Annotated in this window: 19 protein-coding genes; 17 read left to right on the top strand and 2 right to left on the bottom strand. The window is 65.4% G+C overall.

From position 1 onward, the window contains the following. Window positions 1–160: 160 nt before the first annotated feature. On the bottom strand, window positions 161–2,155 hold the full coding sequence (locus QTI24_RS24675; RefSeq protein ID WP_286604001.1) for a CHAT domain-containing protein: 1,995 nt from the start codon (window positions 2,153–2,155) through the stop codon (window positions 161–163). Further along, entirely contained in the window at window positions 2,155–3,642 is a 1,488-nt protein-coding gene (locus QTI24_RS24670; protein ID WP_286604000.1) for a metallophosphoesterase, read from the bottom strand. Before QTI24_RS24670 ends, QTI24_RS24675 begins: the two co-directional genes overlap by 1 nt. Before the next feature lie 234 nt (window positions 3,643–3,876). Between QTI24_RS24670 and QTI24_RS24665 the strand changes: the two genes are divergently transcribed. From QTI24_RS24665 to QTI24_RS24585, 17 genes are all read left to right on the top strand, one after another. Continuing rightward, window positions 3,877–4,965 carry a hypothetical protein gene (locus tag QTI24_RS24665; RefSeq protein WP_286603999.1) on the top strand — a complete coding sequence of 363 codons (1,089 nt, stop codon included), beginning with the start codon at window positions 3,877–3,879 and terminating at the stop codon, window positions 4,963–4,965. A 23-nt stretch (window positions 4,966–4,988) separates the two neighbouring features. Continuing rightward, window positions 4,989–5,930, top strand: coding sequence for a glycoside hydrolase family 108 protein (locus QTI24_RS24660; RefSeq protein WP_286603998.1), 942 nt, complete (start codon window positions 4,989–4,991; stop codon window positions 5,928–5,930). 77 nt (window positions 5,931–6,007) lie between these two features. Next, window positions 6,008–7,168, top strand: a complete 1,161-nt coding sequence (locus QTI24_RS24655) for a toll/interleukin-1 receptor domain-containing protein (protein WP_286603997.1) — start codon at window positions 6,008–6,010, stop codon at window positions 7,166–7,168. A 221-nt stretch (window positions 7,169–7,389) separates the two neighbouring features. After that, window positions 7,390–12,864 carry a CHAT domain-containing protein gene (locus QTI24_RS24650; protein ID WP_286603996.1) on the top strand — a complete coding sequence of 1,825 codons (5,475 nt, stop codon included), beginning with the start codon at window positions 7,390–7,392 and terminating at the stop codon, window positions 12,862–12,864. 67 nt (window positions 12,865–12,931) lie between these two features. Continuing rightward, window positions 12,932–13,834: a toll/interleukin-1 receptor domain-containing protein gene (locus tag QTI24_RS24645; RefSeq protein ID WP_286603995.1), complete on the top strand. Its 903-nt coding sequence runs from the start codon at window positions 12,932–12,934 to the stop codon at window positions 13,832–13,834. Between the two features lie 51 nt (window positions 13,835–13,885). Further along, window positions 13,886–15,070 carry a sigma 54-interacting transcriptional regulator gene (locus tag QTI24_RS24640; RefSeq protein WP_286603994.1) on the top strand — a complete coding sequence of 395 codons (1,185 nt, stop codon included), beginning with the start codon at window positions 13,886–13,888 and terminating at the stop codon, window positions 15,068–15,070. Between the two features lie 208 nt (window positions 15,071–15,278). After that, window positions 15,279–15,539: a hypothetical protein gene (locus tag QTI24_RS24635; RefSeq protein WP_286603993.1), complete on the top strand. Its 261-nt coding sequence runs from the start codon at window positions 15,279–15,281 to the stop codon at window positions 15,537–15,539. A 4-nt stretch (window positions 15,540–15,543) separates the two neighbouring features. Next, window positions 15,544–16,143, top strand: coding sequence for a Pvc16 family protein (locus QTI24_RS24630; RefSeq protein WP_286603992.1), 600 nt, complete (start codon window positions 15,544–15,546; stop codon window positions 16,141–16,143). After that, entirely contained in the window at window positions 16,140–16,979 is an 840-nt protein-coding gene (locus QTI24_RS24625) for a hypothetical protein (RefSeq protein WP_286603991.1), read from the top strand. The genes QTI24_RS24630 and QTI24_RS24625 overlap by 4 nt, the downstream gene beginning before the upstream one ends. A gap of 32 nt (window positions 16,980–17,011) precedes the next feature. Continuing rightward, window positions 17,012–19,036 (top strand): phage tail sheath subtilisin-like domain-containing protein, encoded by a 2,025-nt coding sequence (locus QTI24_RS24620; RefSeq protein WP_286603990.1) that lies wholly within the window; start codon window positions 17,012–17,014, stop codon window positions 19,034–19,036. Between the two features lie 18 nt (window positions 19,037–19,054). Then, window positions 19,055–19,507, top strand: coding sequence for a phage tail protein (locus QTI24_RS24615; RefSeq protein WP_286603989.1), 453 nt, complete (start codon window positions 19,055–19,057; stop codon window positions 19,505–19,507). Window positions 19,508–19,514: 7 nt separating this feature from the next. After that, on the top strand, window positions 19,515–22,361 hold the full coding sequence (locus QTI24_RS24610) for a hypothetical protein (protein ID WP_286603987.1): 2,847 nt from the start codon (window positions 19,515–19,517) through the stop codon (window positions 22,359–22,361). A gap of 1 nt (window position 22,362) precedes the next feature. Next, on the top strand, window positions 22,363–22,818 hold the full coding sequence (locus QTI24_RS24605; protein ID WP_286603986.1) for a phage tail protein: 456 nt from the start codon (window positions 22,363–22,365) through the stop codon (window positions 22,816–22,818). Between the two features lie 11 nt (window positions 22,819–22,829). Continuing rightward, the gene (locus tag QTI24_RS24600; RefSeq protein WP_286603985.1) at window positions 22,830–23,597 is read left to right on the top strand and encodes a CIS tube protein; all 768 of its coding nucleotides are present in this window, start codon (window positions 22,830–22,832) and stop codon (window positions 23,595–23,597) included. Between the two features lie 10 nt (window positions 23,598–23,607). Beyond that, on the top strand, window positions 23,608–23,781 hold the full coding sequence (locus QTI24_RS24595; protein WP_286603984.1) for a hypothetical protein: 174 nt from the start codon (window positions 23,608–23,610) through the stop codon (window positions 23,779–23,781). 7 nt (window positions 23,782–23,788) lie between these two features. After that, a complete protein-coding gene (locus tag QTI24_RS24590; RefSeq protein WP_286603983.1) occupies window positions 23,789–24,853 on the top strand; it encodes a phage late control D family protein in 1,065 nt (354 codons plus the stop codon). Between the two features lie 103 nt (window positions 24,854–24,956). After that, the gene (locus QTI24_RS24585) at window positions 24,957–25,679 is read left to right on the top strand and encodes a phage baseplate assembly protein V (RefSeq protein WP_286603982.1); all 723 of its coding nucleotides are present in this window, start codon (window positions 24,957–24,959) and stop codon (window positions 25,677–25,679) included. Window positions 25,680–25,684: the final 5 nt, after the last annotated feature.

Here is a 25,684-nt window from a genome sequence, read left to right as displayed (position 1 = left end):
CCCCAGTTGTGCTGACGTCCTTGTCGCAAGACGTTTCGTTGACGGCCTCAATGCTGGGGACAAAGGCGCACAAGGGCCGCGCCAAGGGGCGTGGCATGCAGCTCCGTAGATCAGGGTGACTGAACGAACCGCGCGAGCCGAGGTGGCAAGCGCGGTTTTCTCAATCATCGTTGTCGAATGCCCGCAGCGCGGCCTCTGCCTGTTTGCGCCAACGCTCGTGCTTCCAATCCTTCAGATATCGTTCGAACTGCCGCCGAGTCGAACTGACCGCGAACGAGTTCCCTCCGGTCAATTGCACGATCTCGCGGCACGCGTCAGTGATCCGCGCGCTGGCCGAATTGGGGTCGTGGGCAGTAGCTTCGTAGACGCTTCCCAGCAACTCCAGCTCCGCCAGCGTCCCCAATGCCCATGCCCGGGGCAGCCCGGTCGCCGCGCGAAGCTGCCAACGCGCGATTTGCCGCGACGCATTCCACCAAGGAGCGTACTTGGCCGCCACTTGCGTCGTAACCGTGTCGTCGCCCATCAGCCGCGGCGTTGCAGCGATCGAGACGAACTGCGTGATCGCCCAATGGTTGGTCGGATCGAGTTCCACGGCTTGTCGGTAGCCCTGGCGCGATGCGAGATAGGCTGCGTCACATTCTTTGAGAGCGTCCTTGGCACCCTTTGGATCGCCGGCCTCATCTGCTGCCTGCGCCTTCATTGCGTAGGCGATCGCGATGCGCTTCTCGCTCGCGGCACTCATGCCAAGCGCCTCAGCGCGCGAGGTCGGCGTGCGATTGACGCTGGGTCTCGCGAGCCATGCGGCGTGTTCCTTGCGGATGGCGTCCTTCAATGCGGAGAACTCGGCTTCCTCCGGCAGCAGACCGGTAGTGTTTGCAGCTGCGGATGCCCTGCGCAGCTTCGCCAGCTCGTCGATGCGGGCGAACTTCACGTTGAGCCTTCGACGCACCTGCCGATCGAAGAACTGTTCGATTTGCCTGTCGAAATCCCAAGGGGAGATCGCGTAGGCGACGATGCTGGCCCAGTCGTGCGTCTCCGGCACCTCGACGCGCAGGCGCTGGCGCAACTGGTAAAGCACGACGCGAGGATCGTCTGCGGAGAGGATTCCGCTATAGAGCGATTCGACCATGATCGTCGAGGCACTCATCCACAACGGGAACTGCGAAGCGACGACCCAGGGGATGCCCACTCGGTGCAACTCGTGAGCGATGCTGCCGCCTGGGACAACTACCGAATCCACCGCGCCCGAATCGCATGTGGCTAGCGAGAGGAAGGTGGGCAGGGCCTTGCTGCCGGCAGACGAGGATTCGGCGCCGCGTAGCGCCACGCCGAGCGTTTCTCCGTCGACCACCTTGTAGCCGCTCGCACGGCTCTCGTCGCGCAGGGCCACGCCATAGCGGCGGCTCGCGCCCTCCCCGAGCGGTGCGCCGTGCGCCAGGATGTGGACATGGGTGTAGTCCCCTGCCCGACACGCGTCGCCGATCGCCTTGAGGCTGGCCTCCGGCAGCACGGTGAGCTGCTTCTGCACCTCTTGCACTCGCCTGGCTGGATCGTTCCTGATGATGGGCACAAATGGCTCGATCGCGCGCCTCAACGCATCGAGGTGCTGCTGCGCTGGCACCTGCGCCATGCCAGGCGGTGTGGCGAACGCGAAGAGGATACGGTGGTCGCGATTCCAGTTCACGCCGATCGGCTGACTGCGGCGGATCTCCCGCGTGATCACCGTCGGCGTTCGCAGCAGCAGGGGGGCACCCGATCCTGGCAGGTTGTCTGGCGCGATCGCCGCTTCGAACGGCACCATGCCGAGTTCAAGCGCCGAAAGTGCCAGGCGCAGATGCACGAGGTGCGCACCGTCGCGGCCAATGTCGGTCAACGCCGCCTGCAGCCCCGGCACCTCGCCGAGCACGCGGCCCACGGCGGTGCCGAGCGAGACCAGTTCGCTCTCGCTTTGCTCAGCCGAGACTTCGTTGCCGCCGGTGCTGTACCGCAGCCGCGCGAGGCGAGTGATCAGCTCGCGGTGCTCGAAAGGCATCGTCACCGTCTGCGGCGCCCAGGCGCCGCAGAGGGCGATGTAAGGGGTCAGTGGTGAGAGCAGTTGGTTGTGCTCCGGGCCGTTGCGAAGCAGCTCGAGCTTGGTTTCGCGGATGTCGGGCATCAGCGGCGCCCCTGCAGTTGGATTTCGGTGGCCGGCGCACCCTTGCCGTCGCCGAGTATCCAGTTGAGCCGCCCGCTCACGCCCTCATCGGCATCCAGGGCCACCTCGATCTCGCTGGTACGGTCGAGCAGGAGCGGCCGGCCGGCAAAGGTGGCTGCGTCGATCGTTGCCATCTTGCCGTCGTTCAGCATCGCGTAGATCGGCCTGAAGGTCGTGCTGTCCTTCAGCATCGCTTCAGTGAATTGCATCAGGCGGATCCAGGTGCCACTGTTGAAATAAAGACGGCCGCCGCCGAGGTCGATGGCGCGTGCGAGATGGGTGTGGCCGGTGATCACGATGTCCACCGCCGGACCAACGCTCTTCATGACTTCGGTACAGGTCTCGTCGCGATTGTCGAAGGCGAAGGTGGTGTCTCCGCGCAGCCAATCGAGCAATGCACGGCGCAGCGCCTCGTCCGGCTCGATGTTGCGGAGCCAGCCGGTGAGACGGTCGACGATCAACTGGCCCGTTCCAAGCGTGCCTTCGGGCGAGGCCGCGTGGGCGGATCCGTCGAGGCTGGCCTCGGACGCGAGCAGCATGTCGGTGGCGGCCGGCTGTGCCGCGCTGGCATTGCGAAGGTTGGCCCCCAGCAGCTTCTCGAGCGCTTCAGCGGGCGGTACACCGGCCGGCTCGGCAAAGCCCTCGGCCGAGAGGCGCCCTGCAAATTCCGCAGTGCCGGTGCGCTTCTCGCCAATGATTCCCACCAGTTCGCCAAGCTTCTTCACCTGGCTCGGATCGATCGCCATCAGCGTGCCGAGCGCAGCGCTGGTCTCAGGCTTGAGGAGATCGATCCAGGCATAGCGGCGCTTCACGTTGTTCATCACCTCCTTCACCATCTTCGTGCCGGCGTTCGGCCGCCACTCGGTGGGGTCGAACGTCTGGCCGGCATTCAGCCGGCGGGCGACACGCGCGAGATCTTCGTAGCGGTTGTAGTTCCACGGGTCGACCTCGTTGCCATGCACGCAGTAGACCCGGGAGCTGCCGACCATGCAGGTGTAGCCGGCGCCCATGATGGAGAACTCGATGCGGCCGCGCGCGGCGGGGTCGTCGCCTGCGAGGCGCTCGATGACGAGTCGCTGGACCGGCGGGAACGCGATCTCGATGTCGTGGTTGCCGATCACCACAATCAGATGGCGGCGGCTCGTCTGGACGAACGCCGCGAGCGCATCCCAGATTTCCTTGAACGACGGGTCGTCCATGATGCGGCCCACCGTCGTGGCGGCCTGCTCGATCGCAACATAGCCGCCTGTGTCCTCGGCCAGCGTGTCGAACACATCGCCGTTCAGCACCAGCGCCACATTGGCATCCGGCGAGTGGCTTGCCAGACGGCGGACATAGTTGCCGAGACGTGTGGTCTCGCGCAGGATCTGGAAGCCCTGCTTGCCACCCATGTGCAAGTCAGAGATGACGTGAACCACGTCGTAACGCGCCATGTCGCCGAGACTCATGGGGTGCTCCTGGTTTCCAGCCGCGCCCGGACGAGGCGCTTCGGGATGATCGTGAATCTGCAGTGCGCTTGTCAATCGTCCAAGGAGCGCAGTCTCCGCTCACGTGACGCGCGGGCAATACATAGCTCAGGTGTGGATCATCCGCCGATGGCGGCTGCGCGAATCAACATTCGTGGGGATGTGCGGGCGGCGCGGCGGCGCGATATTCGCCGGGAAATTCTGAGGAACGCCACGATGATTCGCTGCCTACTCACCGCCGTGCTGCTGGGTCTTCTCTGTGGCTGTGGCGTGACGCCACAGCAGCGGCAGTCGCTCGATACCTACGTTCAAGCAATGGACCAGGTGCGCACGAGTGCAGACGAGCTACTGACCGACTATGCGAACACGAGCAAGCCGGACGCGAACGCCGCGCCCGATACGCCAACGCAGGACTTCCCCGACGAGCTAAAGCTTCCTGGAGACGACGAGACGCCAACGACCGAGCCCGCCAAGTCCATCGCCAGTTCGCGCCGTGCGCTAGGGGTGCTGCGTGCCTATAACGCGGCTCTGGTTGCGCTGGCCGAGGGCCGTTCCGAAGCCGAGGTGCGCACGCAGATCACGGGCTTCGGAGGCGCATTGCAAAGCCTGGGTTCGCTGTTCGGAGCGTCTGTTCCGGCTTTTGCGCCATTCGCAGGCATCGGCGCCAGTGTCATCAAGATGGCTCAGGACGCCACCAATCGCAAGCAACTGGAACTGGCGGTCGAACAGGGGCGCGAGCCGGTCGCCGTCCTGCTAAAGGAGTTGGAGAACCAGGCCACTGCCATGTACAGGGCCAGCGTGGTGCGAGCAAGTCAGGCGCAGCGCAAGCAGCGCGATGCGATCCGTTCGGTGGCGGAGCGATTCGGGGCCTTCCTGGCGCGCCACGGACCGCCCAAGGACGCCGCGATCGTCGGCGATGCGGCGCGACTGCAGGCCGAACTCGACGAAATCGGGCGCAAGACCCAGACACGGGAGAAGATGCCGGTCCCCTTCAAGTTCGGCGCGGGCAAGCCTCCGCTCGACGCCGCGACATGGGGCGAAGCCGACCTCTTCGCGCAGTCGATCCGTGAGAGTGCACAGAAGTATGCCGACGTCGCTCTGCGTCAGAACGCGTACCACGCACTGCTCGTGCGCTATGTGGCGGCGCTGCGGCATACCAATGCCAGTCTGAAGGCGTTGTCAGCCAGCCTGAGCGCACCGGTGCCCCTGCAAGTGGAGACCGCACAGTTCTTCGGCGCCGCGTTCAGTTTGCGCGATGCCATCGCCGTGTATCGCAACCAGGCGCCGGTGGTACCGGCCCGCTAGTCGCCCTCCCAGGAGATTCTGCTGTGTCCAAATACACCGATGCCATCCAGCAACTCGACCATTCGCTGAACTTCGTTGCGGTCAATAGTCCCGAATGGATCAAGACTAAGGCCTCGATGGCGGCTCTTGACCAAGCCGAGATGGCCGAGGCGACGCGCGATTTTGTGCTTGCGTCACGCCGCCTCGACGATGCAGTCGCCAAATTGCAGGCCGTGGTCGCCGGCATACGGCCCGACCCGGCATCGCATTTCCTTGAGCGCGTCAACAACGCGCTGGGGTCGCTGCTGCCCGTGGCGCGCGGCCTCGACGCGCTGCTCGGCGGAGAGCCCGCCACCGCGTTGCCTGGAATGCAGGCCACGAACCAGGCCACCTTTCCGACGGCCGCCGAGCCGATTGTCCCGCCACTTCGCGAGATCGCGCGAGGCGGCGAGCAGGCGGCGCTCGATGTCGCGCAGATGATCGATGCGATCCTGCGCCGCGAAGGCGGCTTCGTGAATCACGTCAACGACCGAGGTGGTGCGACCAACTTCGGCGTGACGCAGCGCACGCTGGCGGCATGGCGCGGGGCCGCAGTATCGGTGGACGACGTGCGCTCGCTGTCGATCGAAGAAGCGCGGGAGATCTACGCGGCGACCTACTTCAGGCGGCCCAAGATCGACCTGTTGCCGGCCCAGATCCAGCCGCTGATGTTCGATATGTGTATCAACCACGGCCCGGGGACGGCGGTGAAGCTGCTGCAGCAACTGCTGACCGACAATGGCCACCCTTGTTCGATCGACGGCGGCATCGACGCCGAGACGATCGACTGCGCTCAGAAGATGGTGACGGAATTTGATTCGCGCATGGTCAATCTGCTGGTGGACCGACGCGTGGCGCTGTTCGAGCAGATCGTCGCCCGCGACGCCAGCCAGGGCGTCTTCCTGCGCGGATGGTTGAATCGGGCGAATGAATTCCGCCTTGCCTGAACCCGGGGAATGCCGCGTCGTTGAAGCAATCGAGCGGTGCAGCGTACCGTTCGCATTCCTGCACTGAGGATTGAACAATGAACGCACCGAATGGAGGCATCGCCAGACTGAACGTATTCCTCAGTTATCGGAGCGTCGAAGCACGATTCGCTGACATCTTGAAGGAGTGCTTGCGCCGAGATTTCATTGGATTGGTCGAGGTGTTTCTTGCATCGGACACCACAAGTGTTCCGGCCGGAACCCGCTGGCTTTCGGAGGTCATCGAAGCGCTCAAAGCCTCGGACCTCCACCTCATCATATGCAGCCACTATTCCGTTCGTCGTCCATGGATCAATTACGAAGCGGGCGCAGCGGGAGTCCGAGAGGTCCCGATCATTCCGCTATGTCACAGCGGCCTGGTTCCGAATCAGCTTCCGGTCCCGTTGAGCGAAAGTGAGGGTGGCGTTATCACTGACCCGGACACGATACGCAAGCTGTACATCCTCATTGCGAGTCTCCTCAAGTCGTCGGTTCCAGTGGTGGACTACGAGGGATACGCGGAGGAATTCAGGAAGAAAGAAGATCAGTTCTCCGAATTGATGAGAAAGGAGCAACCTGGCGACGTGTCTGAGGACAAGGAGTCGAGCAGTCTGGAGCCAGAATTGATCAAGGACCCGCACGTGCTGTGCGTGACCAGTTCGCAGTTCAGAGAGCTCGGCTACGCAAACCAGTTGCAGATAGTCCTTGATGCGTTTCCGAAGGACATTCGCCACAATGTCGTCTCCAACTCCGCCGACTTCAAGAGAATCCTGCTGGATGATCAGGTCGACATCATTCATATTGCCGCCTTTGTTTGCCCAAGAGGCGGGGATCTGTACTTCAGTCCCGTGGAGCTCCCGCTCGGCAGAAGCAGCTCCGAAGACGTCGATCTCGTAGCGGTGGATGTCTTGGTCGCGTTGCTGAAGAGGTCAAGGACGCGTCTTGTGGTTCTTGGCGGTTCCGCTTCGCTGGTGCTCGCTACGGAACTTCTGCCAGTGACCAATGTCATTGCGGCGCGCGACATGGTAAGCGCAAAGGCGATGGCGAGTTGGGTCGAGACGTTCTATGACAGACTCACGAGGGAGTCCCTCGTGGCGGCAAGCGAGTTGGCCTCGCATGTCAGCCAAGCTCCGATGAAACTCTATGCGCAGCAGCGCGATGCCCCATCGATGACGTTTCGCCTCACGGATGGGATGCAGCCCAAGAATCCAGGCAACTGAGGGTCGGCACGCCTCGGTCGGTTTCGAACCTGGTACCCACTGTCATCCCTGCGCGCCAGGTCGGACTTTCGGCGTAGTCCAATTTAGGGATGCATCGCGCGACGTGATGTGGGATAACACCTTCTGCAGCGCCAGCCTTGGAATCGAGAAGAGAGTCGGCCAAGCGCATCACCTCCGAGGATGGAGGTTGCACACTCGAAATAACAACACGAGGAGCAATCATGGCAAGTCGCCGCCCGGACATCACTTTCGTCATTCCCGGGCAGGCCGATACGGTCGCGCCTTCAACTCAGGAAAAGGTCAGAGCATCAGTCCGAGTCGGCGCCACTCGCGACGGTGCGAAGACGCATCGAACGACCGTGCGGCCTGGCGAGGATGTCGTCGAGTTAGCGATCGCGAACGGTCCCACCCTCGTGCTGAGTCCCGAGGCCGCGCGAGACCTGCTGCGCGCCCAGACCCCCGGCGCCACCCGCAGCGCGATCGACGCGGCCACAAGCGACGAGGTGACGGTGTCCAGTCAGCTCGGATGGCCAGGCTTGGAAGCGGCGAGCACGCGAAGCGCGACCCGAGGCTGGCTGGGCGAGGCGATGCTGAACGGTTTCAGGGTGCTCAGTCCGGCGAAAGATCCTGCCGTCTCGCTCGCGAGCGCCGCGATCACGAAGAAGCTGGACGGCGCGGTCGACGCCGGCCTCTACCAACTGACGGCCGACGCGCTGCCGAAGCGCCTGAAGGATAGCGGTCTGAAGAGGCGAGCCGTCGCCGCGGCAGACGACGGAGGCCCGCTGCTGATCCTGGTGCACGGCACTTTCGTGGACACGATCAGCAGTTTCGGCAAGCTCTGGGACCTGCACCCGCAAGTGGTGCGCGATCTGTTCGGCTTCTATCGTGACCGGGTGTATGCGCTGGATCATCCGACCATGGGCGCGAGCCCGATCGCCAATGCGTTGACGCTCGCCGACGCCCTGCCGCCTGGTGCCCGGCTTCATCTCCTCACGCACTCCCGTGGCGGGCTGGTCGCCGAAGTGCTGGCGCGAGCGTGTGGCGGAAAGCTCGGCGAGGACGAGCGTGCGCTGTTCGCCGACCCGCGCCACGCACAGCACCTGAAGGACGTCGACCTGCTGGTCAAGACCGTTCAAGGCAAGGGGCTGAAGGTCGAACGGGTGGTCCGCGCAGCCTGCCCGGCACGGGGAACGCTGCTGGCGTCTAACCGCCTCGACGCGTATCTCTCCGTGCTCAAATGGGCGCTGGAACTCAGCGGCGTGCCGGTTGCTCCGGAACTGCTCGGCTTCCTGACCGAAGTCGCGCGCCGCCGGGCCGACCCGACCGAACTGCCCGGCCTCGAGGCGATGACGCCCGACAGCCCGGTCGTCGCGTGGCTCAATGCCGGCAGCGAGCCTCTTCCCGGCGAGTTGCGCGTGATTGCAGGAGACCTCGAGGGCGACTCGATCGTCTCTTGGGCCAAGACCCTGCTGTCCGACGCCTTTTATTGGACCGACAACGACCTTGTCGTCCAGACGCGATCGATGTATGGCGGCGGGCAGCGTCGCGTCACCGCGAACGGCGCAGGCGCGACGTTCCTGCTTGATCGGGGTGCCAGGGTCTCGCACTTCAACTATTTCGCCAACGACCGCACGGTAGCGGCCATCTCCAGTGCGCTGATGCGCGACCAGCCGACCGAGTTCGAGGCCATCGGCCCGCTGTCGTGGGCGGGCCAGGACGCCAGCGGCGTTCGTGCTGCCAAGGCAGTGGCCCGGTCGCGCGGAGCCGAGGGCGGCGTCCCGGCAGTCGATCGGCCGGCCGTCTTTGTGCTGCCGGGCATCCTCGGATCCAACCTGAAGCTGGACGGCAAGCGCATCTGGTTGGGCTTTCGCTTCCTGAACGGACTCAAGCGCCTGGCTTGGGACCCGGCCACCGCGTCCAGGGTGGAACCCGACGGGCCCATCGAGGGCACTTACGAGGACCTGATCGATCGCCTGGCCGACACGCACGAAGTGATTCCGTTTGCTTTCGACTGGCGCCGGCCCATCGAAGACGAGGCCCGCCGCCTGGCGGACGCGGTGGATCACGCCCTGATCGCGCGCGCCTCGAGCCGCCAGCCGGTACGGCTGATCGCGCATTCGATGGGTGGGCTGGTCGCGCGCACGATGCAGCTCGAACGTCCCGATACCTGGCAGCGCATGATGGCGCGTGACGGCGCACGCCTGCTGATGCTGGGCACGCCCAACGGCGGTTCTTGGTCGCCCATGCAGACGCTGTCGGGTGACGACACTTTTGGCAACTCGCTGGTCGCCTTCGGCTCGCTGTTCGACAACGGCGGCGCGCGCAAGATGATGGCCGGCATGCCGGGCTTCATCCAGCTGCAGGCTGCGCTGCTCGATCCTGCGCTCGGGCTCGACAAGGCCGCCAGCTGGCAGAAGCTGGCCGACGACGACATGGCGCGCCTGAAGGACCAGGCCGTCTGGCACAACATGGGGCCGCAGCAGACTGTCTACGAGTGGGGCGCACCGCCTCAGGCCGTGCTCGACCAGGCAGTGGACTTGCGCAGGCGGCTGGATGCACAGGCCGCCGCGCTCGGAGCCGACACGCAGAAGATGCTGCTCGTCGTCGGTCACGCCGACTTCACCCCCGCTGGCGTCAGCTTGGGCTCCGAGGGCCTCACCTACGTGAACAGCGTCGACGGCGGTGACGGGCGTGTGGTCTTGTCAAGCGCGCTGCTGCCTGGCGTACGGACCTGGAAGCTGGATGCCGTGCACGGCAAACTGCCGGACGTATCGAGCGCATTCCCCGCCTACGTCGAACTGTTGACGACGGGCGAAACACGCTTGCTCGAAATGCTCGACCCGGCCACCCGGGGTTCGGCGCAGGCGGCCACCGCGTCCACCGCCGCATCGCTTGTGCGCAGCCGGCCGTCGCGCGGACTGCAATCCTCGCGGCCACCTTCCAGCGCGTCGGACTTGTTCGGCCTTGCGGGGAAGGACGGGGAGCATGAGCCGCGTGGGCCCCGCCCCGGCAGTTCGCTGCAGGTGTCGGTCTACAACGGTGACCTGAAGTTCGTGCGCGAACCGCTCATGCTCGGCCACTATCGGTCCATCAAGCTCACCGGCACCGAGGCCGTGGTCGATGGACTGGTGAACAAATCCATGAGCCGGTCGCTGGATGCCGGGCTCTATCCGGACCCGCCTGGATCGCATCAGATCTTCGGCAACTCCCGCGACGACCCGGATGAGTTCGACATGGCGAGGCCCAAGGCGGCCGTCGTCGCCGGGCTGGGCGAGGAAGGAAAGTTGCGTGCCGTCGACCTGGTCCGCACCGTGCGCCAGGCCGTTCTGGCCTATGCGCAACGCGTTGCGGAGCAGGACCCGGAAACCACGCAGTTCGAGATGGCCGTGACGTTGATGGGCAGCGGCGGCACCGGCATCTCGGCGGGCATGGCGGCGCAACAGATCGCCCAAGGGGCTCTCGAGGCCAACCTGCGCCTGCAGGACAGCCGCTGGCCATCCTTGGGCCACTTGAGATTCGTGGAGTTGTACCTCGAACGCGCGGGAGACGCCTGGCGAGCGCTCCAACTCCAGGAGGCCGCCGCACCGAATCGCCTCAAGCTGGTGGGCATGGTGCAGATCGGACCCGGTGCGCTGAGGCGCTCGCTCGACTCGAGCTATCGCGGCGCAGCCTACGACTTCATCAGTGCGCTGGCCAGCCAGGCCAAGGGCGAGCCGCCCTGCATCGCCTACACGCTGGACACCAAGCGCGCGCGCACCGAAGTGCGCGCGCAACACGCGCAAAGTTCGCTGCTGCGTGAGCTGGTACAGAAAGCATCGAACGACGCCAACCAGGATCCCCAGATTGGCCGCACGCTCTTCAACCTGCTGATCCCGGTCGAGATGGAGCCCTTTCTTGCCGGCACCGGCGAGATGGTGATCGAAGTCAATCCGGGCACGGCGGTAATCCCGTGGGAACTGCTCGACACCAATCCCGACGCGCAGTCCGGCGACAAGCGGCCCTGGTCGATCCGTTGCAAGTTGCTGCGCAAACTGCGCCTCGAGGACTTCCGCGGCGCTGTGACCGATGCGAGCGTCGAGGACAGCGTCCTGGTCATCGGCGAGCCGAAGTGCGATCCGCAGTTCTACCCGCCCCTGCCCGGGGCCCGGGCCGAAGCCAAGGCCGTGGCGGCCCGGCTCGCCGACCCGGTCACCGGTCTCGGTTCCGAGCGGGTGCGTGCGCTGCTCAGTGGACAGGACAACGCGAAGGCGATCATCAACGCCCTCTTCGAGCGCCCTTACCGAATTGTCCATGTGGCGGGCCACGGCTCCCAGAAGGGCGGCGTCGTGTTGTCCGGCACGGACACCTACCTCGGTGCCGACGAAGTGCGTTCGATGCGCACCGTGCCTGAACTGGTGTTCCTCAACTGCTGCCATCTGGCGGGGCGCGATGCGGCCACCGTGCTCGAGCCCTACGACCGGGCCAAGTTCGCGGCGAACATCGCCGAGGAACTGATCCGCGTCGGCGTGCGCTGCGTCATCGCCGCGGGCTGGGCCGTCGAGGACGGGCCCGCGGAGAAATTCGCCACCACCTTCTATGCGGCCCTCCTGGGGGGCGCCCGCTTCATCGAGGCGGTATCAGAGGCGCGCACCGCCGCGTGGCGCGAGAACCCGCGCGGCAATACCTGGGCGGCGTACCAATGCTATGGCGACCCTGAATGGGCCTGGCGCCGTCAGGCCGCGGACGGGCAGAAGCCCACCTCGTCAATCGGCGATCCCTTCGCTTCCGTGGCTTCGCCGATATCGCTTCAGCTGGCGCTGGAGAACCTGGCGATCGGCAGCGAATACGACACCACAAGGCGCCAGTCGCAACTCGACAAGGTGCGGTATCTCGAATCGCGCTTTGCGGCCATGTGGGGCGGCATGGGGGCGATCGCGGAGGTCTTCGGCCTGGCCTATGCCAGCGTGAGCGAGGTCGACAAGGCCATCGAGTGGTATCGCGTTGCGGTGGATGCCGCTGACGGCAGCGCGTCGTTCAAGGTCGCCGAGCAACTTGGAAACCTGCTGGCCCGGCGCGCCGAAGGCGCCAGCGACCCAGATCTTGCCGCGGTCGATTTCTCAGAGGGCATCGAGCGGCTCGAACGAGTCGTCGCGCTGAAGTCGACCGCTGAGCGCCAGAGTCTGCTCGGCTCCGCGCAGAAGCGGCTCTCGATGGCCGCATCGCGGGCAAAGCGCACTGCTGAAGCCAGAGAGGCCCTGGCCGCGGCGATCGTTCACTACCGGGAAGCCGAGGAGATCATCCTGAAGAGCGGCGGCGACAACCTGTTCTATCCGGCGATGAACCGCATCGCTTGCGAGCTGCGCCATGCCTTCCTGGAAAAAGCGCCACTGACGCTCGACCGGGAGCGCGTCAACGAGGTACGCAAGTCCCTGCAGAAGGCCGCGATGCAGGCGCCCGACTTCTGGAGCGTCGTCGGCCTGACCGAGCTGGGCCTGATCGAGACGGTGGCGGCCGGCAAGCTGGCCGCGAATGCGACAAGCCTGATTGGCAAGTTCAGCGAGCACAAGGCCAGGGTGCCTTCGACGAGCAAATGGGACTCGGTCTACAAGGAAACTCTGTTCATACTCGAGCCTTACCTGGCCGAAGCTGCCCCCATCGAAAGGCGGGCCGCGGAGGAGGTGTTGAAGACTTTGAAGACGATGACAACGCCAAGATGACGCGTGGCCGGAAGCGAACGCGCGACCACGCCAGGCCGTCCATGACTTCTCAGAAGGAGAGCGCCCCGTGCCTACCTTTGTCAGCCACAGCTTCAAGGACGAAGCAGTCTACTCCGCGCTTCGTCTCGCCCTGGACGCCGCTGGGATTGCGCGATGGGATCCTGAGTCCATGGCGTTGGGTGACTCCCTCTCCGGCCAGCTGCAGTCGGCAATCCGTTCTTGCGAGGTCTGCGTATTCATCGCTACCCGCAGGTCGATCGAGTCACCGTGGTGCCTAGCTGAACTTGGCGCGTTCTGGGGCTCTGGCAAGAAGGTCCTCATGTTCATGGCGGATCCCGACCTCTCGGAAGCGTCTTTGCCGCCTCAGTTCAACGGCACGCTGCGTGCAGACACTGCCCCAAAGCTGATCGATTCCGTTCGAAGAGCGACGACTGAGTATGCAAGCAAGGCGCGCAGAACCGAGAACGTGTTCTACCCTACTTCGGGAGAGTATGGAAACGAGAAGGAATGGGCGCTGTTGCTAGACGACACGGAGCAAAGGTTTGATGTATGCGGCGTCGCCCTCGGGGTATGGCGAAAGACAAACTCTTTCCGTTCTAGAGTCATTGCAAAGGCGTCCGAGGGATGCCAAGTGAGATTTCTCTTGATGCACCCAGAAAACTCACTACTTCGCGGCTTGCTCTACAACGAGAGGACTCTCGATTCAGTGGTGCACGATATCAACGAAAGCCTCGAGTACTACGCCGAGCTGGCATCGATCAATCCGAACATTCAATTGCGACAAATTCGAGTGGGCATGCCTCACTTCTTCCTTACGCGTTCGGACCGCTTTGCGGTCATTACACAGTATCTCAACTCATCCACCTGGGGTAGCGGGCCGACATGGAAGTGCGAAATCGGATCGCCACTGTGCGAGGTTGCAGCAACGGAGTTTGAGCATCTTTGGAATGCGGGTGGAGACAAGGCCTGACCTCCAGACTGCCTCTACGTTCCTTGACAAGCCCCCAGGGGTTCAGAAAAAGTGGGCGCGCCGAGGCCGGGCGGTCAGGCTCGACGGCTCCATAGTCCATGTTGCGTATTCCCATCCCCGGGTGATTTCCATACCATGTCGCACGCACAACCTGCCGCAGGCGCCGTGGACTACTTTCACCCCTCGAAGCCCCATCGTTGTGCGGACGGTGCGGTGCCCAATTGGACGGCGCTCAATCTGATCGGCGAATCGCCCGCGTTTCGCGAGGTACTCAAACAGTTGCAGCGATGGGCGGCAGTCGACGCAACCGTGCTCTTGTGCGGCGAGACGGGCACCGGCAAGGAACTGGCGGCGCGGGCGGTGCACTACTGCAGCAAGCGCGGCGCGGGGCCGTTCGTGCCGGTCAATTGCGGTGCCATTCCAGACAATCTGGTCGAATCGGAATTGTTCGGACACGCCAAGGGAGCGTTCACCGATGCCAAGGCCGAGAGCCGCGGCCTGGCGGGCCAAGCCGAAGGCGGCACGCTGTTCCTCGATGAGATCGATTCGCTGAGTCCCAGGGCCCAGGCGGCGATCTTGCGCTTCGTGCAGGACCATACCTATCGACCAGTCGGCGGTTCGCGCTTCCAACACGGTGACGTGCGACTGATCGCCGCGACGAATGCCGACCTCGCGACGATGACCAGCACGGGGCGGTTCCGTCGTGATCTGCTGTTTCGTCTCGACTTGCTGACGCTGAGGCTGCCGCCGCTGCGCGAACGTTCGGGTGACGCGTTGCTGCTGGCCGAGACGTTTGTGAGGCGCCTTGGCGCGCAGTACCGTATGCCCGGGCGCGAACTCAGTGCGGCGAGCCGATCATCGCTGCAGAGCCCGCACCCGTGGGCGGGCAACGTGCGCGAACTGGAGCATCACGTGCATCGGTGTTTCCTGATGTGCGAGGGACCCTTCATCGATCTGGACCTTAGCGGGGCGTCCGGAGGGCACCCTGCAGCGCAGGGCAACGATGCAAGCGCTGGCGTTTCCTTCGCGGCAGCCAAGGCCCGGGCCATCGCCGAATTCGAGCGCAGCTATGTGCGGGACATGCTCACGCAGACTCATGGCAATGTCAGCGAAGCCGCGCGACTTGCCGGCAAGGAACGCAGCCGCTTTGGTCGGCTGATCAAGAAGCACAACCTGCAACGCGCAGCTTTTGGCGAAGCTGGCGAAATCCCCTTCTCCGAACTGACACCCCACTGAGGCGGATCGGGCGCAGGTGCGGCCGCGGCGCCACAGTCGCCAGCCCACTCGACGGGCTGTCCCGCGGTCCTGGCCTGGGGCGAAACCGCCCTGCCGCATGGCGTGGGTCTTCTCGCAAGTCGTTGATCTGCATGGCTTTCCTTGAACACGCCAATCTGGAACGGTCTATGCAAACAGCTGCTTCGCACAACAAACGCACGAGGCAGCGATGGGCACGTTACAGCGGTCTCCGTCGGTCGATCAGGCGGCGCATTGGATTCGCCGGTACTTGTGTGACCACCCCAAGGCCGCGGACACGGCAGAGGGAATTCAGCGCTGGTGGCTCGCACCGAACTTCGGCGAGGTGGCCCTGGTCATTGTGGAGGGGGCTCTGACAGAACTTGAAAGGGAGGGCGTGGTGCAGATCTTGGATCCGCTGGCATTGAATCCGACCTACGGCCACGGCTCGGTGTCGGCCTGCGGCACTTAGGCAGATGGCCAACTACCTCGCAATCGCCGCCATTGCCAGGACGCTGCTGCGCCTGATCGAGGAACAGTGCCCGCGCGACGAGTTCACGTCGACTCCGACGTTCCAGCTCTATCAAAGCCATGACTTCGGCACGACGCTGGTCGGCGAAGGCTTCTCACTCATGCTCTATCGCGTCACCGTCAATGCGGCGCGCAACCAGACGCCACGCCGCGGGCCGGATGGCGTCTTGCGCCGCCCCGCGCTGCCGCTCGACCTGCACTTCCTGCTGACGCCTTGGGCGAGCGAAGCCGAGCGACAGTTGCGTCTGCTCGGATGGGGCATGCGCTTCGTCGAGGACAACGCCAGCATTCCCGCCAACGTCCTGAACCATTCGCTGACGCGGCGCGAACGCCCCGCCTTCGATCCCGATGAATCTGTGGAACTGTTCTGCGATCCGCCGAACCTGGCCGATTACCTCGGTCTGTGGGACAAGTACAAGACGCGCTGGCAGACCTCTGTGCCCTATGTCGCCCGCATGGTGCCGATTGAATCCGATCTGACGATGCGAGACGAGGAACTCGTGCGCACGCGCGACATGCGCTACGGCACCGAAGCGAGCACATGATGATGCGCACCCTTCGCCCTGGCTTCGATCGCAACGTGCTCGCCGCGCCCTTCGGCGTGATGTTTCGCGATCGACTCGATCACCGTGTCGTTTCGGCCGGGCTGGAAGTGCGCCTGAGCGATCCGCAGCGACCCGGCGGCAGTGCGCAACATCTCACGGCGAACGCCCACGGTGTGTTTGTCGCGCACAAGGTGCGCGGCATGCGGTCCCTCGATGAAGCCGCCGTGCCGGTGTCGCCCGCGACCACCCGGCGCTTCGACCTCCATGTGACGGACCCGCTCGGACGCTATCTTCCGCTGCGCCTGCCGGCCGACTTGCCCAGCGACGGCTTGTTCGAACCCGCCTGCCTGACACAGTCGCCTGGTGCCGCCTCGCCGCACGTTCCGCTCTACAGCGCCGCCGCGCGTAATGTCTCCGCCGGCTACGGCGTGGTGCGCGCGGACTTGCGGCTGGCATCGGATCCCGATGTCGGCGCGGCCTGGGCGCGACTCGAACTCTGGCTCGACAGCATGCTCATTGGCGAAGGTGTGGCCGACCAGCGTGGATGTGCGCTGCTGCTGTGCCCCTTGCCCACGCTGCTCGACCCACCCTTGCGCACCTCGCCGCCTGGGCTGCCGATTGCGCGCAGCAGTTGGGAGGTCAGCTTGCGGGCCTTTTGGGATGAGGCAGTGGCCCGGGACGTGGTACCTGACCTTTGCGAACTGAAGCAAATGCCCGACGTCCCGCTGCTGCGTGGCGTGTCACCCGCCACGCCGCTTGGTTTGTCACTGCTCGTGGCCGGTTCGCCGCTGGTCGTGCGCAGTGACGGATCGTCTTTTGTTTTCGTGGGTGCCTGACGGGCGCCGAACCAACCACAAGGAGAGCGTCCATGCCCGAGTACCTCGCACCCGGTGTGTTCGTGGAAGAGACATCCTTCCGGTCGAAATCGATTGAAGGGGTGTCGACCACGACCACCGGTCTCATCGGCCCAGCACGCCGCGGACCGATTCATCTCGAGCCCGACATCATCACTAGCCTCGGCGAGTTCGAGGAGATCTACGGGGATGGCAATGACCTGGAGTTCGCCGGTCCCAGCACCATGCACAACTACCTGTGGCATGGCGTGCGCGCGTTCTTCTCCAACGGCGGCAAGCGCCTCTACATCTCACGGGTGTTCAAGCCTTTGACGGCCCGCGGCTCTGGTGTCAAGCGCTATGAGCCGATCGACCCTCAATCCGAGAAGCGCGCTGCCGTCGATGTAGGCAGCGCCGCCACACCGCTGTTCCAGGACGGGCACGCGCGCGCCATCGCCCTGCTTCAACTCGGTCTGGTGGTGCGTGCTCGACATCCCGGCGCCGTGGGGAACTGGCGCGTGCGCTTCACTTTGAAGGCGGCCGGGAACATCCTGGGCGTCAGCACCGACCCGATCACGCGCTCGCAGCGCACCACGGTCGGTTCGCTGCGCGATCTCGACGTGGTCTGGGTGAGCGACCGGGTCAGTCCACTCGACGACGACCTCGGTCGCTTTTATCTCGCCCATTGGGACGAGGATGAAGCCGTCTGGCATTTCGAGGCGATTCCCGTCGAGTCGCCCGCGCCTCGCATGGAGCTCGACGACCTGTTCCCGGCGCCTGATCTGTCCCAAGGTGATGCGATACGCGTCGTCACCCTGAGTGTGACGCTGCAGTCGCGCGACGGAACCCGCGACCTGGGCACCTGGGCCGACCTTCCGCTCGACCCCGGACACCGCTCGGGCCTGAGTGGCGATTCGGTGTTCGATCGCTTCGCCACAACGCCGCGGTCGGCCGCCGACGCGATCCGGCTGCCGCTGGTCATTGCGCACGATGCCTCCAGCGTTGCGGGCGCGGCCGATGTGATGGACCTGCTGTTCGATGGCAAGGCGCTCGAACTGCTGCAACCGAGCGGCGACGAGCACCTTCGCGGCATCTCCGTTGGCGACAAGCTGACGATGGGGGTCTACAACGAGGTGCTGCTCGAAGGCGGCAACGATGGCGGGCGGCCCGATGCCGGCGACTACGAGGGCGAGGCCTTTTTCACCAAGAACTATGCATTGGGCCTGCGCCAGTTCGAGGACATCGAAGACATCTCCATCGTCGCTGCGCCCGGGTCGACCTGGGATTACGCCAACTACGGCGTCGACGCCGATGCGATCCATGGCCTGCTGATCCGCCACTGCGAGTACATGCGCTATCGCATCGCCGTGCTCGACAGTGCACAGCAACAGTCGATCGCCGAAGTGCGCACCATGCGCGCGCGTCTCGACTCCAAGTACGCCGCGTTGTACTACCCGTGGGTCACGGTGCTCGACCCGATCACCCGCAAGGAGATCGACCTGCCGCCCAGCGGCTTCGTCGCCGGGATCTATGCGCGCAACGACATCGAACGCGCTGTCTACAAGGCGCCGGCCAACGAGGTTGTGACACTGGCGCTCGGCTTTGAGACGCTCCTCAACAAGGCACAGCAGGAAGTTCTCAACCCCGAGGGGATCAACTGCTTTCGCTTCTTCGAGGGTCGCGGCATGCGCCTGTGGGGCGCGCGCCTGATCAGCTCCGACCCGGAGTGGAAGTACGTCAATCTGCGCCGCTACTTCGCCTACCTCGAACGCTCGATCGACAAGAGCACGCAGTGGGCCGTGTTCGAGCCCAATGGCGAGCAGCTGTGGGCCAACCTGCGCCGCACGGTCGAGGACTTCCTTCTGAACGAATGGCAAGGCGGCGCCTTGCTCGGCGAGAAGCCGGAGAAGGCCTTCTTCGTGCGCTGCGACCGCTCGACCATGACGCAGAACGACCTCGACAACGGCCGCCTGATCTGCCTGATCGGCGTCGCACCGCTCAAGCCGGCCGAATTCGTGATCTTCCGCATCGGCCAGTGGACGGCCGACCGCAAGGTCTGATCCCAAGGAGACAACGCGATGGCCACATTCAGAGACCGCCCGTATGTGCAGTTCAACTTTCTCGTTGACCTGGGGTCCGGCACGACCGAAGGCGCGGAGGCCGGCTTCCAGGAAGTAAGCGGCGTCGGCATGGAGGTGACTGTTTCCGAATACCGCAACGGCAACAGCCGGGAAAACAGCGTCATGAAGATCACCGGGCTCAACAAGTCCACCGACGTCACGCTCAAGCGCGGCGTGATCGGTTCGCTCACGCTCTACAACTGGCTCAATCAGATCCGAAACGGCGACCAGAACGCGCTGCGCACCGTCACCGTGCAACTGCAGAACGAGGACCACACGCAGATCGTGCAGACTTGGAAACTGCTTCGCGCCCGCATCATCAAGCACACCAGCGGCCCGTTCAACGCCAAGGGCACCGACGTCGCGATGGAAGAGCTCGTCCTGGCCTACGAGCGCCTCGAGATGGAGTGATTGCGCGATGAGCCTGAATCCCCCTTCGCCGCGACGCCTGCCCGGCGTGCGTTTCGAGGTGCCCCCCCGGGCACCCGACGATGTGTTGCCGCGCATGGACATCGCCTTCTTCGTCGGTTTCGCGGCCAGCGGGCCGCTGACGGCGGCGGTGGCGGTCGAGAGTCTGGTGGAATTCGAAACCGTGTTCGGCCCCGGTCTGGTCCTGGCACGCGATGCGGCCAGCGGCTTGCCTGTGCAAGGGCTGCTGCATCCTGCGGTGCGCGGCTTCTTCAGCCAGGGCGGTCGCCGCTGCTGGGTGCTGCGGGTCGCAGGTGCGGGCGCGCGCACCAGCCGGTTTGCCTTGCCCTCTCTGCTCTGCGCACGACGCAATGCGCAGGGCGACCGCTGGCATCTTGCGCCAGCCACGCTGGTTGCACGCAGCCCGGGCAGCGGTGCAGATGGCGTGCAGGTCGCCGCGCGCGTGAGCGGGATGCTTCTGCGCGCCCGCATCCTGGAGCGTGACAGCGAACACATCACGCTGCAAAGCGGTGCCATGCCTGCCCTGACTCCGCGTACCGGGGACGTGGTCCGCCTGGCGCTCGATGACGTGCGCGTGCATGCCCTTGTTGTCGAGGTGACTGCGTTGGATGCCGACGACGCAGGCCTGGCGGCGCTGCGCATCGTCCTCGCCGGGCTGGTCGCGTTGCAACCAATGCAGGCAACGTCGCCGGCGCGCCTGCCGAGCGGCATCTGCCTGGCCGAGTTCGACGATTTCAGCCGCGCGCCAACTATGACCACCGTGGTGCATGGCGAATGGCTGGACGACGGCCGCCTTGCCGTGCGGGCCAGGGTTGCGGCGCAGCGCTTGCCGCAACGTGGCGAAGTAGTGGGGCTGGCCTTCGGCAGTGGCGCCGTCGATGCATGGATGGCGCTCGACGAAGTCGAGCTCACCGAGGCCGTCGGCCTCGACGGCCAGATCGAAGCGGCACTCGCGGGCTCGCCTTGGCAGGAGGCGGACGCGGCATGGCGCCTTGACGTCGAAGCCTGGCGCACCAGCGGCCGCGAGCACGCGGTGCAACTGCTGCGGTTGGATTTGCAGGCGCGCACGGCGCCCAATGTCCACATCGCGCTCGACGGCCTGTCGATGGGCAGCCATGCAGAAGTCCGCAACGCAGGGCAAAGTGTGTTCGATCTGCCCGACGACGAGGGTGTCTTTGCGCGCGACACATCGCTGTCCGACCCAGGGCCCGCGGCGCAGCAACTCGCGCAACGCGATGCGCTGGGGCGCTTGCGCAGTCGCTTTCCGCTCGCCTCCGATCGGCCGAGCGGCGAATGCATGCTGCTCCCCTTGGACGAGCTGGACGATTTCGATGCGCAACTCGGTGCCTTGCGCGATCCGCTTGGCGCGCTTGAGCGAGACGGCCTCACACGGTTCGGCTGGACGCTGTTCGCCGAGGCCACGCTCGCAAACTACAGCTGCGACCTGCTGGCGGAACGGGCCGAGGCCTTGCGCATTGCGGGGCGCGTGCCGCTTCCCTTGCGCGGCATGCATGCGGCCTTCGGCGGCAATCCGCCGGTGTTCGTCGACGAGCCCACGCTGCTCGCTGTGCCCGACGCGGTGCATGCGGGCTGGCGCCCCATCGACCAACCGGCGTCGGCATGGACGCAACTGGATGCGCTGCCTGAGTTGCCGGACCCCTGCGCCGACGAGGCCTTCAGGGATTGCGCTGCGTCGCCTTTGCCCCGTCCCCGTTTTGTCCGGGGTGCCGATCCCCTTGCCGATGGCAGTTTCACCCTGTATTGGACGCAGGCGATCGACGGGGCGCAGTACGAGCTGCAGGAGTCTCTGGAGGCCGGCTTCGGTGCAGCCGTGCCCGTCTACGACGGGCACGCCACGCGCCACGACGTGACCGGCCGCAGGTCGGGTGAGGCTTACTACCGGGTGCGGGCCCGACTCGGCCGGCGCATTAGCCCGTGGTCGGCGCCGGTGAAGATTGAGATCGGCACTTATGGTTATGAGACCGTGCCCTGGCAGCAGGGCGAACTGCTGGCCATCCACCGGCTGATGCTGCGCACTGCGGCTGGCCGAGGCGACATGCTGGCGCTCCTGGCTGCACCCGCGCACTTCGATGTGTTCCAGGCTGCGCAATACGCAGCGACACTGCGCTCGACCCGCAGCGAAGCGAGCGACGCCGCAGGCCCGGGCGCCATCGGCGACGGAGAGACGCGCGCACTGTCGCACGGCGCGCTCCATCACCCCTGGCTCATGCTCCGCCGCGACGAGAACGTCATCTGGTTTCCGCCTGACGGCTCGATGTGCGGCCAGTTGGCTGCCGGCGCGCTGGAGCGCGGCGCGTGGATCGCGGTGGCGAACCAGCCGCTGCGCGATGTCGTGGCGCTTGACGCGGTTGGCATGCGGCCCACGCTGCAGCAGCGCCAGCAGATGCTGGATGCCCAGGTCAACCTGCTGCGCAGCGCACCGATCGGCTTCGTGAGCTCGACTGCCGACACGCTGACGCCCGATGCCGAATGGCGACCGATCAATGTCCGGCGCCTGATGTGCCTGTTGCGACGTCTCGCCCTGCGCCACGGCCTCACCTACGTGTTCGAGCCGAATGGCGACATCCTGCGCCGAACCGTGGAGCGCGGCTTCAAAGCCGTGCTGGACGACCTGTTCCGACGCGGCGCCTTTGCCGGCGCACGCGCGGAGACGGCCTACCGTGTGAACGTGAGCGACGAGGTCAACTCGCCGCATCGGCGCGACGCCGGCCAGTTCTGGATCGAACTGAAGGTGGCTCCCGCGCTGCCGATGAGCTTCCTGACAGTGCGCCTGTCACGCAGCGGCGAGCGCGTGTTGTCGAGAGAAAGTCACTGAAATGGCTGCCGTTCCCTTCAGCGCCTTCAACTTCTCGGTCGAGATCGTGCCCGACGGCGCATCGGCCCCGCTTGTCAGCGCGGCCTTTGCGGAGTGCGACGGCCTCGAGATGACGATGGAGTTCAAGACCATCCGCGTGGGCGGCAGCAACGATCGCCAGGTCCGCCTGGCCGGCCCAGCGGCCTTTGGCCAGCTCACCCTGAAGCGCGGCATGACCGAGCGGAGCTTCGAACTGTGGAAGTGGATGAACGACTGCATTGCCGACCCGGGCCTGCGCGCCCAGGCCGAGGTGGTGCTCTTCGCCGCCGACGGCGTGTCCGAGCGCGCGCGCGTGGTGCTGCAGCGTTGCATGCCCGTCAAGCTCAAGGCACCCGCACTCAACGCCAAGGACGGCGCGATCGCGGTCGAGGAACTGCAGATTGCCTACGAACGCTTCACCGTCGAGCCTGGACGATAAGGATGCACGCCATGCCAGAACAAGACCCCGGAAGAGCGCATCTGGTCGAACTCGACGAGGATCTCAACAGAGACCTCGACGGGGGCAAGGTGGTGGCGGTTCAGTTCAACCCCGAGTCGCTCAAACTCAGTTTCGCCAACCAGATCCAGAACAACGCCACCAGCAATACGGGTGGCACTGCGGCCGGCAAGGGTGGCGCGCCCGACCAGTCTTCCGGCACTCAGGGGCGCCAGTTCATCGGCGCCGGCACCACCAAGCTCTCGGTGCAACTCTGGTTCGATGCCACGCAGGGTGGCGCAGGCAGCGGCCGTGTCGACGATGTGCGGCGCCTCACGCAGCAGGTCATCTACTTCATCAAGGGCAAGCCGTCCAGGAACGACAAGTCGAAATTCCTGCCGCCCGGCGTGCGCTTCACCTGGGGCTCGTTCAACTTCAAGGGGCTGATCGACGGCATCGAGGAGACCATCGAGTTCTTTTCGCCGGAGGGCAAGCCACTGCGCGCCACGATCTCGATGTCGCTCTCGCAGCAGACCATCCTGATCTCCGATTTCGGCAGCGCCTCACCCATTGCCGGGCGGCCGCGTGCACCCGGTACCACGCCCATGACCCCGGCCGCCGCCGGCAGCACGCTGCAAGGCCTGGCTGCCGGGGCGGTGGGTGTCGGCGTCGATTGGCAAGGCATCGCCACGGCCAACGGCATCGACAACCCGCGCCAACTCGTGCCGGGTCAGTTGCTGAACCTCTCGGTCTCGGCATCGGCTCCGCGAATCCGGTTCTGATGAGGTCATCGTGGCTGTTGTCATCAACGAATTCGAAGTGGTCGACGCGGCGCCCGCTGCGGCCCGCGGCCAGGACGACGGCGCGGCCGCATCGCCGTCGACGCCGATGCTTCCGCCGCGCGAAGACCTGCTCCGCCTGATGGCCGAATGCGCCGAGCAGCAATTGCGGCGCTTTGCCCACTGAGCACGGCATGGACGACGCACGCAGCGCCATCGCCTCCGCCCGCCCCGGCTTCGACGTGGCCGGCACGGCCGAGCCGCGGCTCGACGCGGCTTTGATACGGCTGGTGTGCACCGAGAACGAAGCCGGCCTTTCGCATTGCGAGGCCGAGTTCAGCAACTGGGGCGACCATCAGGGCGCGACCGGCTTCACCTGGTTCGATCGCGCCACGCTGGAGTTCGGGCGCGACTTCGCCGTGCGCATCGGCAGCGCGACGGTGTTCGAAGGTCGCGTGATGGCGATCGAAGGCCGATTCCCGGCGATGGCACCGCCGACCGTGGTGATCCGTGCCGAAGACCGTCTGCAGGACCTGCGCATGACGCGCCGCACGCGCGCCTTCGAGCGCGTTTCCGATGCCGATATCGTGCGCAGGATCGCGAGCGATCACGGGCTGACCGCCGAGACCGACCTCGCCGGTCCGGCCAGCACGATCGTGACGCAGATCAACCAGAGCGACCTCGCGTTCCTGCGTACCCGGGCGTTGCTTGCCGATGCCGATGTATGGCTGGAGGCCAAGACCTTGCATGTGCCGCAACGCGCGTCGCGTACGGACGCCGGCCTGGAACTCGTGCATGGTGCGCGGCTTCGGCACTTCGAGGTCGCCGCCGATCTGGCCCACCAGCGGACGGCGGTGGTTTGCGGCGGATGGGACGTGGGCGCCAAGACGGCGATTGCCGCGCAGGCCACTGACAGCGCCATCGCCGGTGAGACGAGCACCGGCATCAGCGGTCCTGCCGTGCTGAAGCAGGTGCTGGGCGAGCGCAAGGACACAGTGGCGCACTGCGTACCTCTCGACGAAGTGGCTGCACGCGGCATTGCCGAGGCGCATCTGCGCAGCATGGCGCGGCGCTTCGTGCGCGGGCGCGGCGTGGCCGATGCCGATGCCCGCCTGCATGTCGGACGGCACGTCAAGCTCAGCGGCCTCGGCGCGCTGTTTTCCGGCAACTATGGCGTGGTCGAGACCTGTCACCGCTTCGATGCGGCGGTCGGGCTGCGGACCGAATTCGTGGTTGAGCGTCCCTGGATAGGGTCATGACGTCCATCGCCAGGCTTGCCCACTTCGCGTGGCCGTCCACCCCCTTGCCGGGCGGAGCGATGGGGCGCGAGGGTCGTCGGTCGATGCCCGCTGGGGGACTGAAATGATTGTCAGCGAGCCTGCGATGCTGGAAGCGCTGCTGGACGCGCGCACGGTGGAGGGCTGGGGCGGCCTGTGGCACGGCGTATTCCCTGCGCTGGTGGTCGATATCAAGGACCCCGACGCACAGGGCCGGGTGAAGGTGCGGCTGCCGTGGTCGCCGGACGGCAGCGGCGCGACCTGCGAACTGTGGGCCCGGCTCGCCACCATGATGGGGGGCAACAACCGCGGCAGCTGGTTCATCCCCGACGTGGACGACGAGGTGCTCGTGGCCTGCGAGGCCGGGCATGCGTTCCGGCTCTATGTCATCGGTGCGCTGTGGAACGGCAAGGACAAGCCGCCCGAATCGATGGACGGCAGCGGGAGGAACAACAGGAAGATCATCCGCTCGCGCAACGGCGTGAAGGTCACCCTCGACGATCAGGATGGCAAGGAGCAGCTCATCCTCGAGACGCCCGGCGGCCAGAAGGTCACGCTCAAGGACGGCCCCGGCGCCGTGCAGATCGAGGACAGCAACGGCAACTCGGTCAAGCTCGAATCCGCCGGCATCACGATCGTGGCCTCGGCCAAGGTCACGGTGCAGGCAAGCCAGGTGAATGTGTCGGCCAGCCTGGTCCAGGTGGACGCCGGCATGTCGACTTTCTCGGGCGTGGTGAAGGCAGACACGGTGATCTGCAACAGCATCATCAGCGCGTCATACACGCCCGGGGCGGGCAACATCTGGTGAGGGCG

Source organism: Variovorax sp. J22P240, from assembly GCF_030316855.1.
Classification (GTDB): Bacteria; Pseudomonadota; Gammaproteobacteria; order Burkholderiales; family Burkholderiaceae_C; genus Variovorax.
Note: the sequence above shows the minus strand (reverse complement) of the source record. Positions and strands in the feature narration are given on the sequence as shown.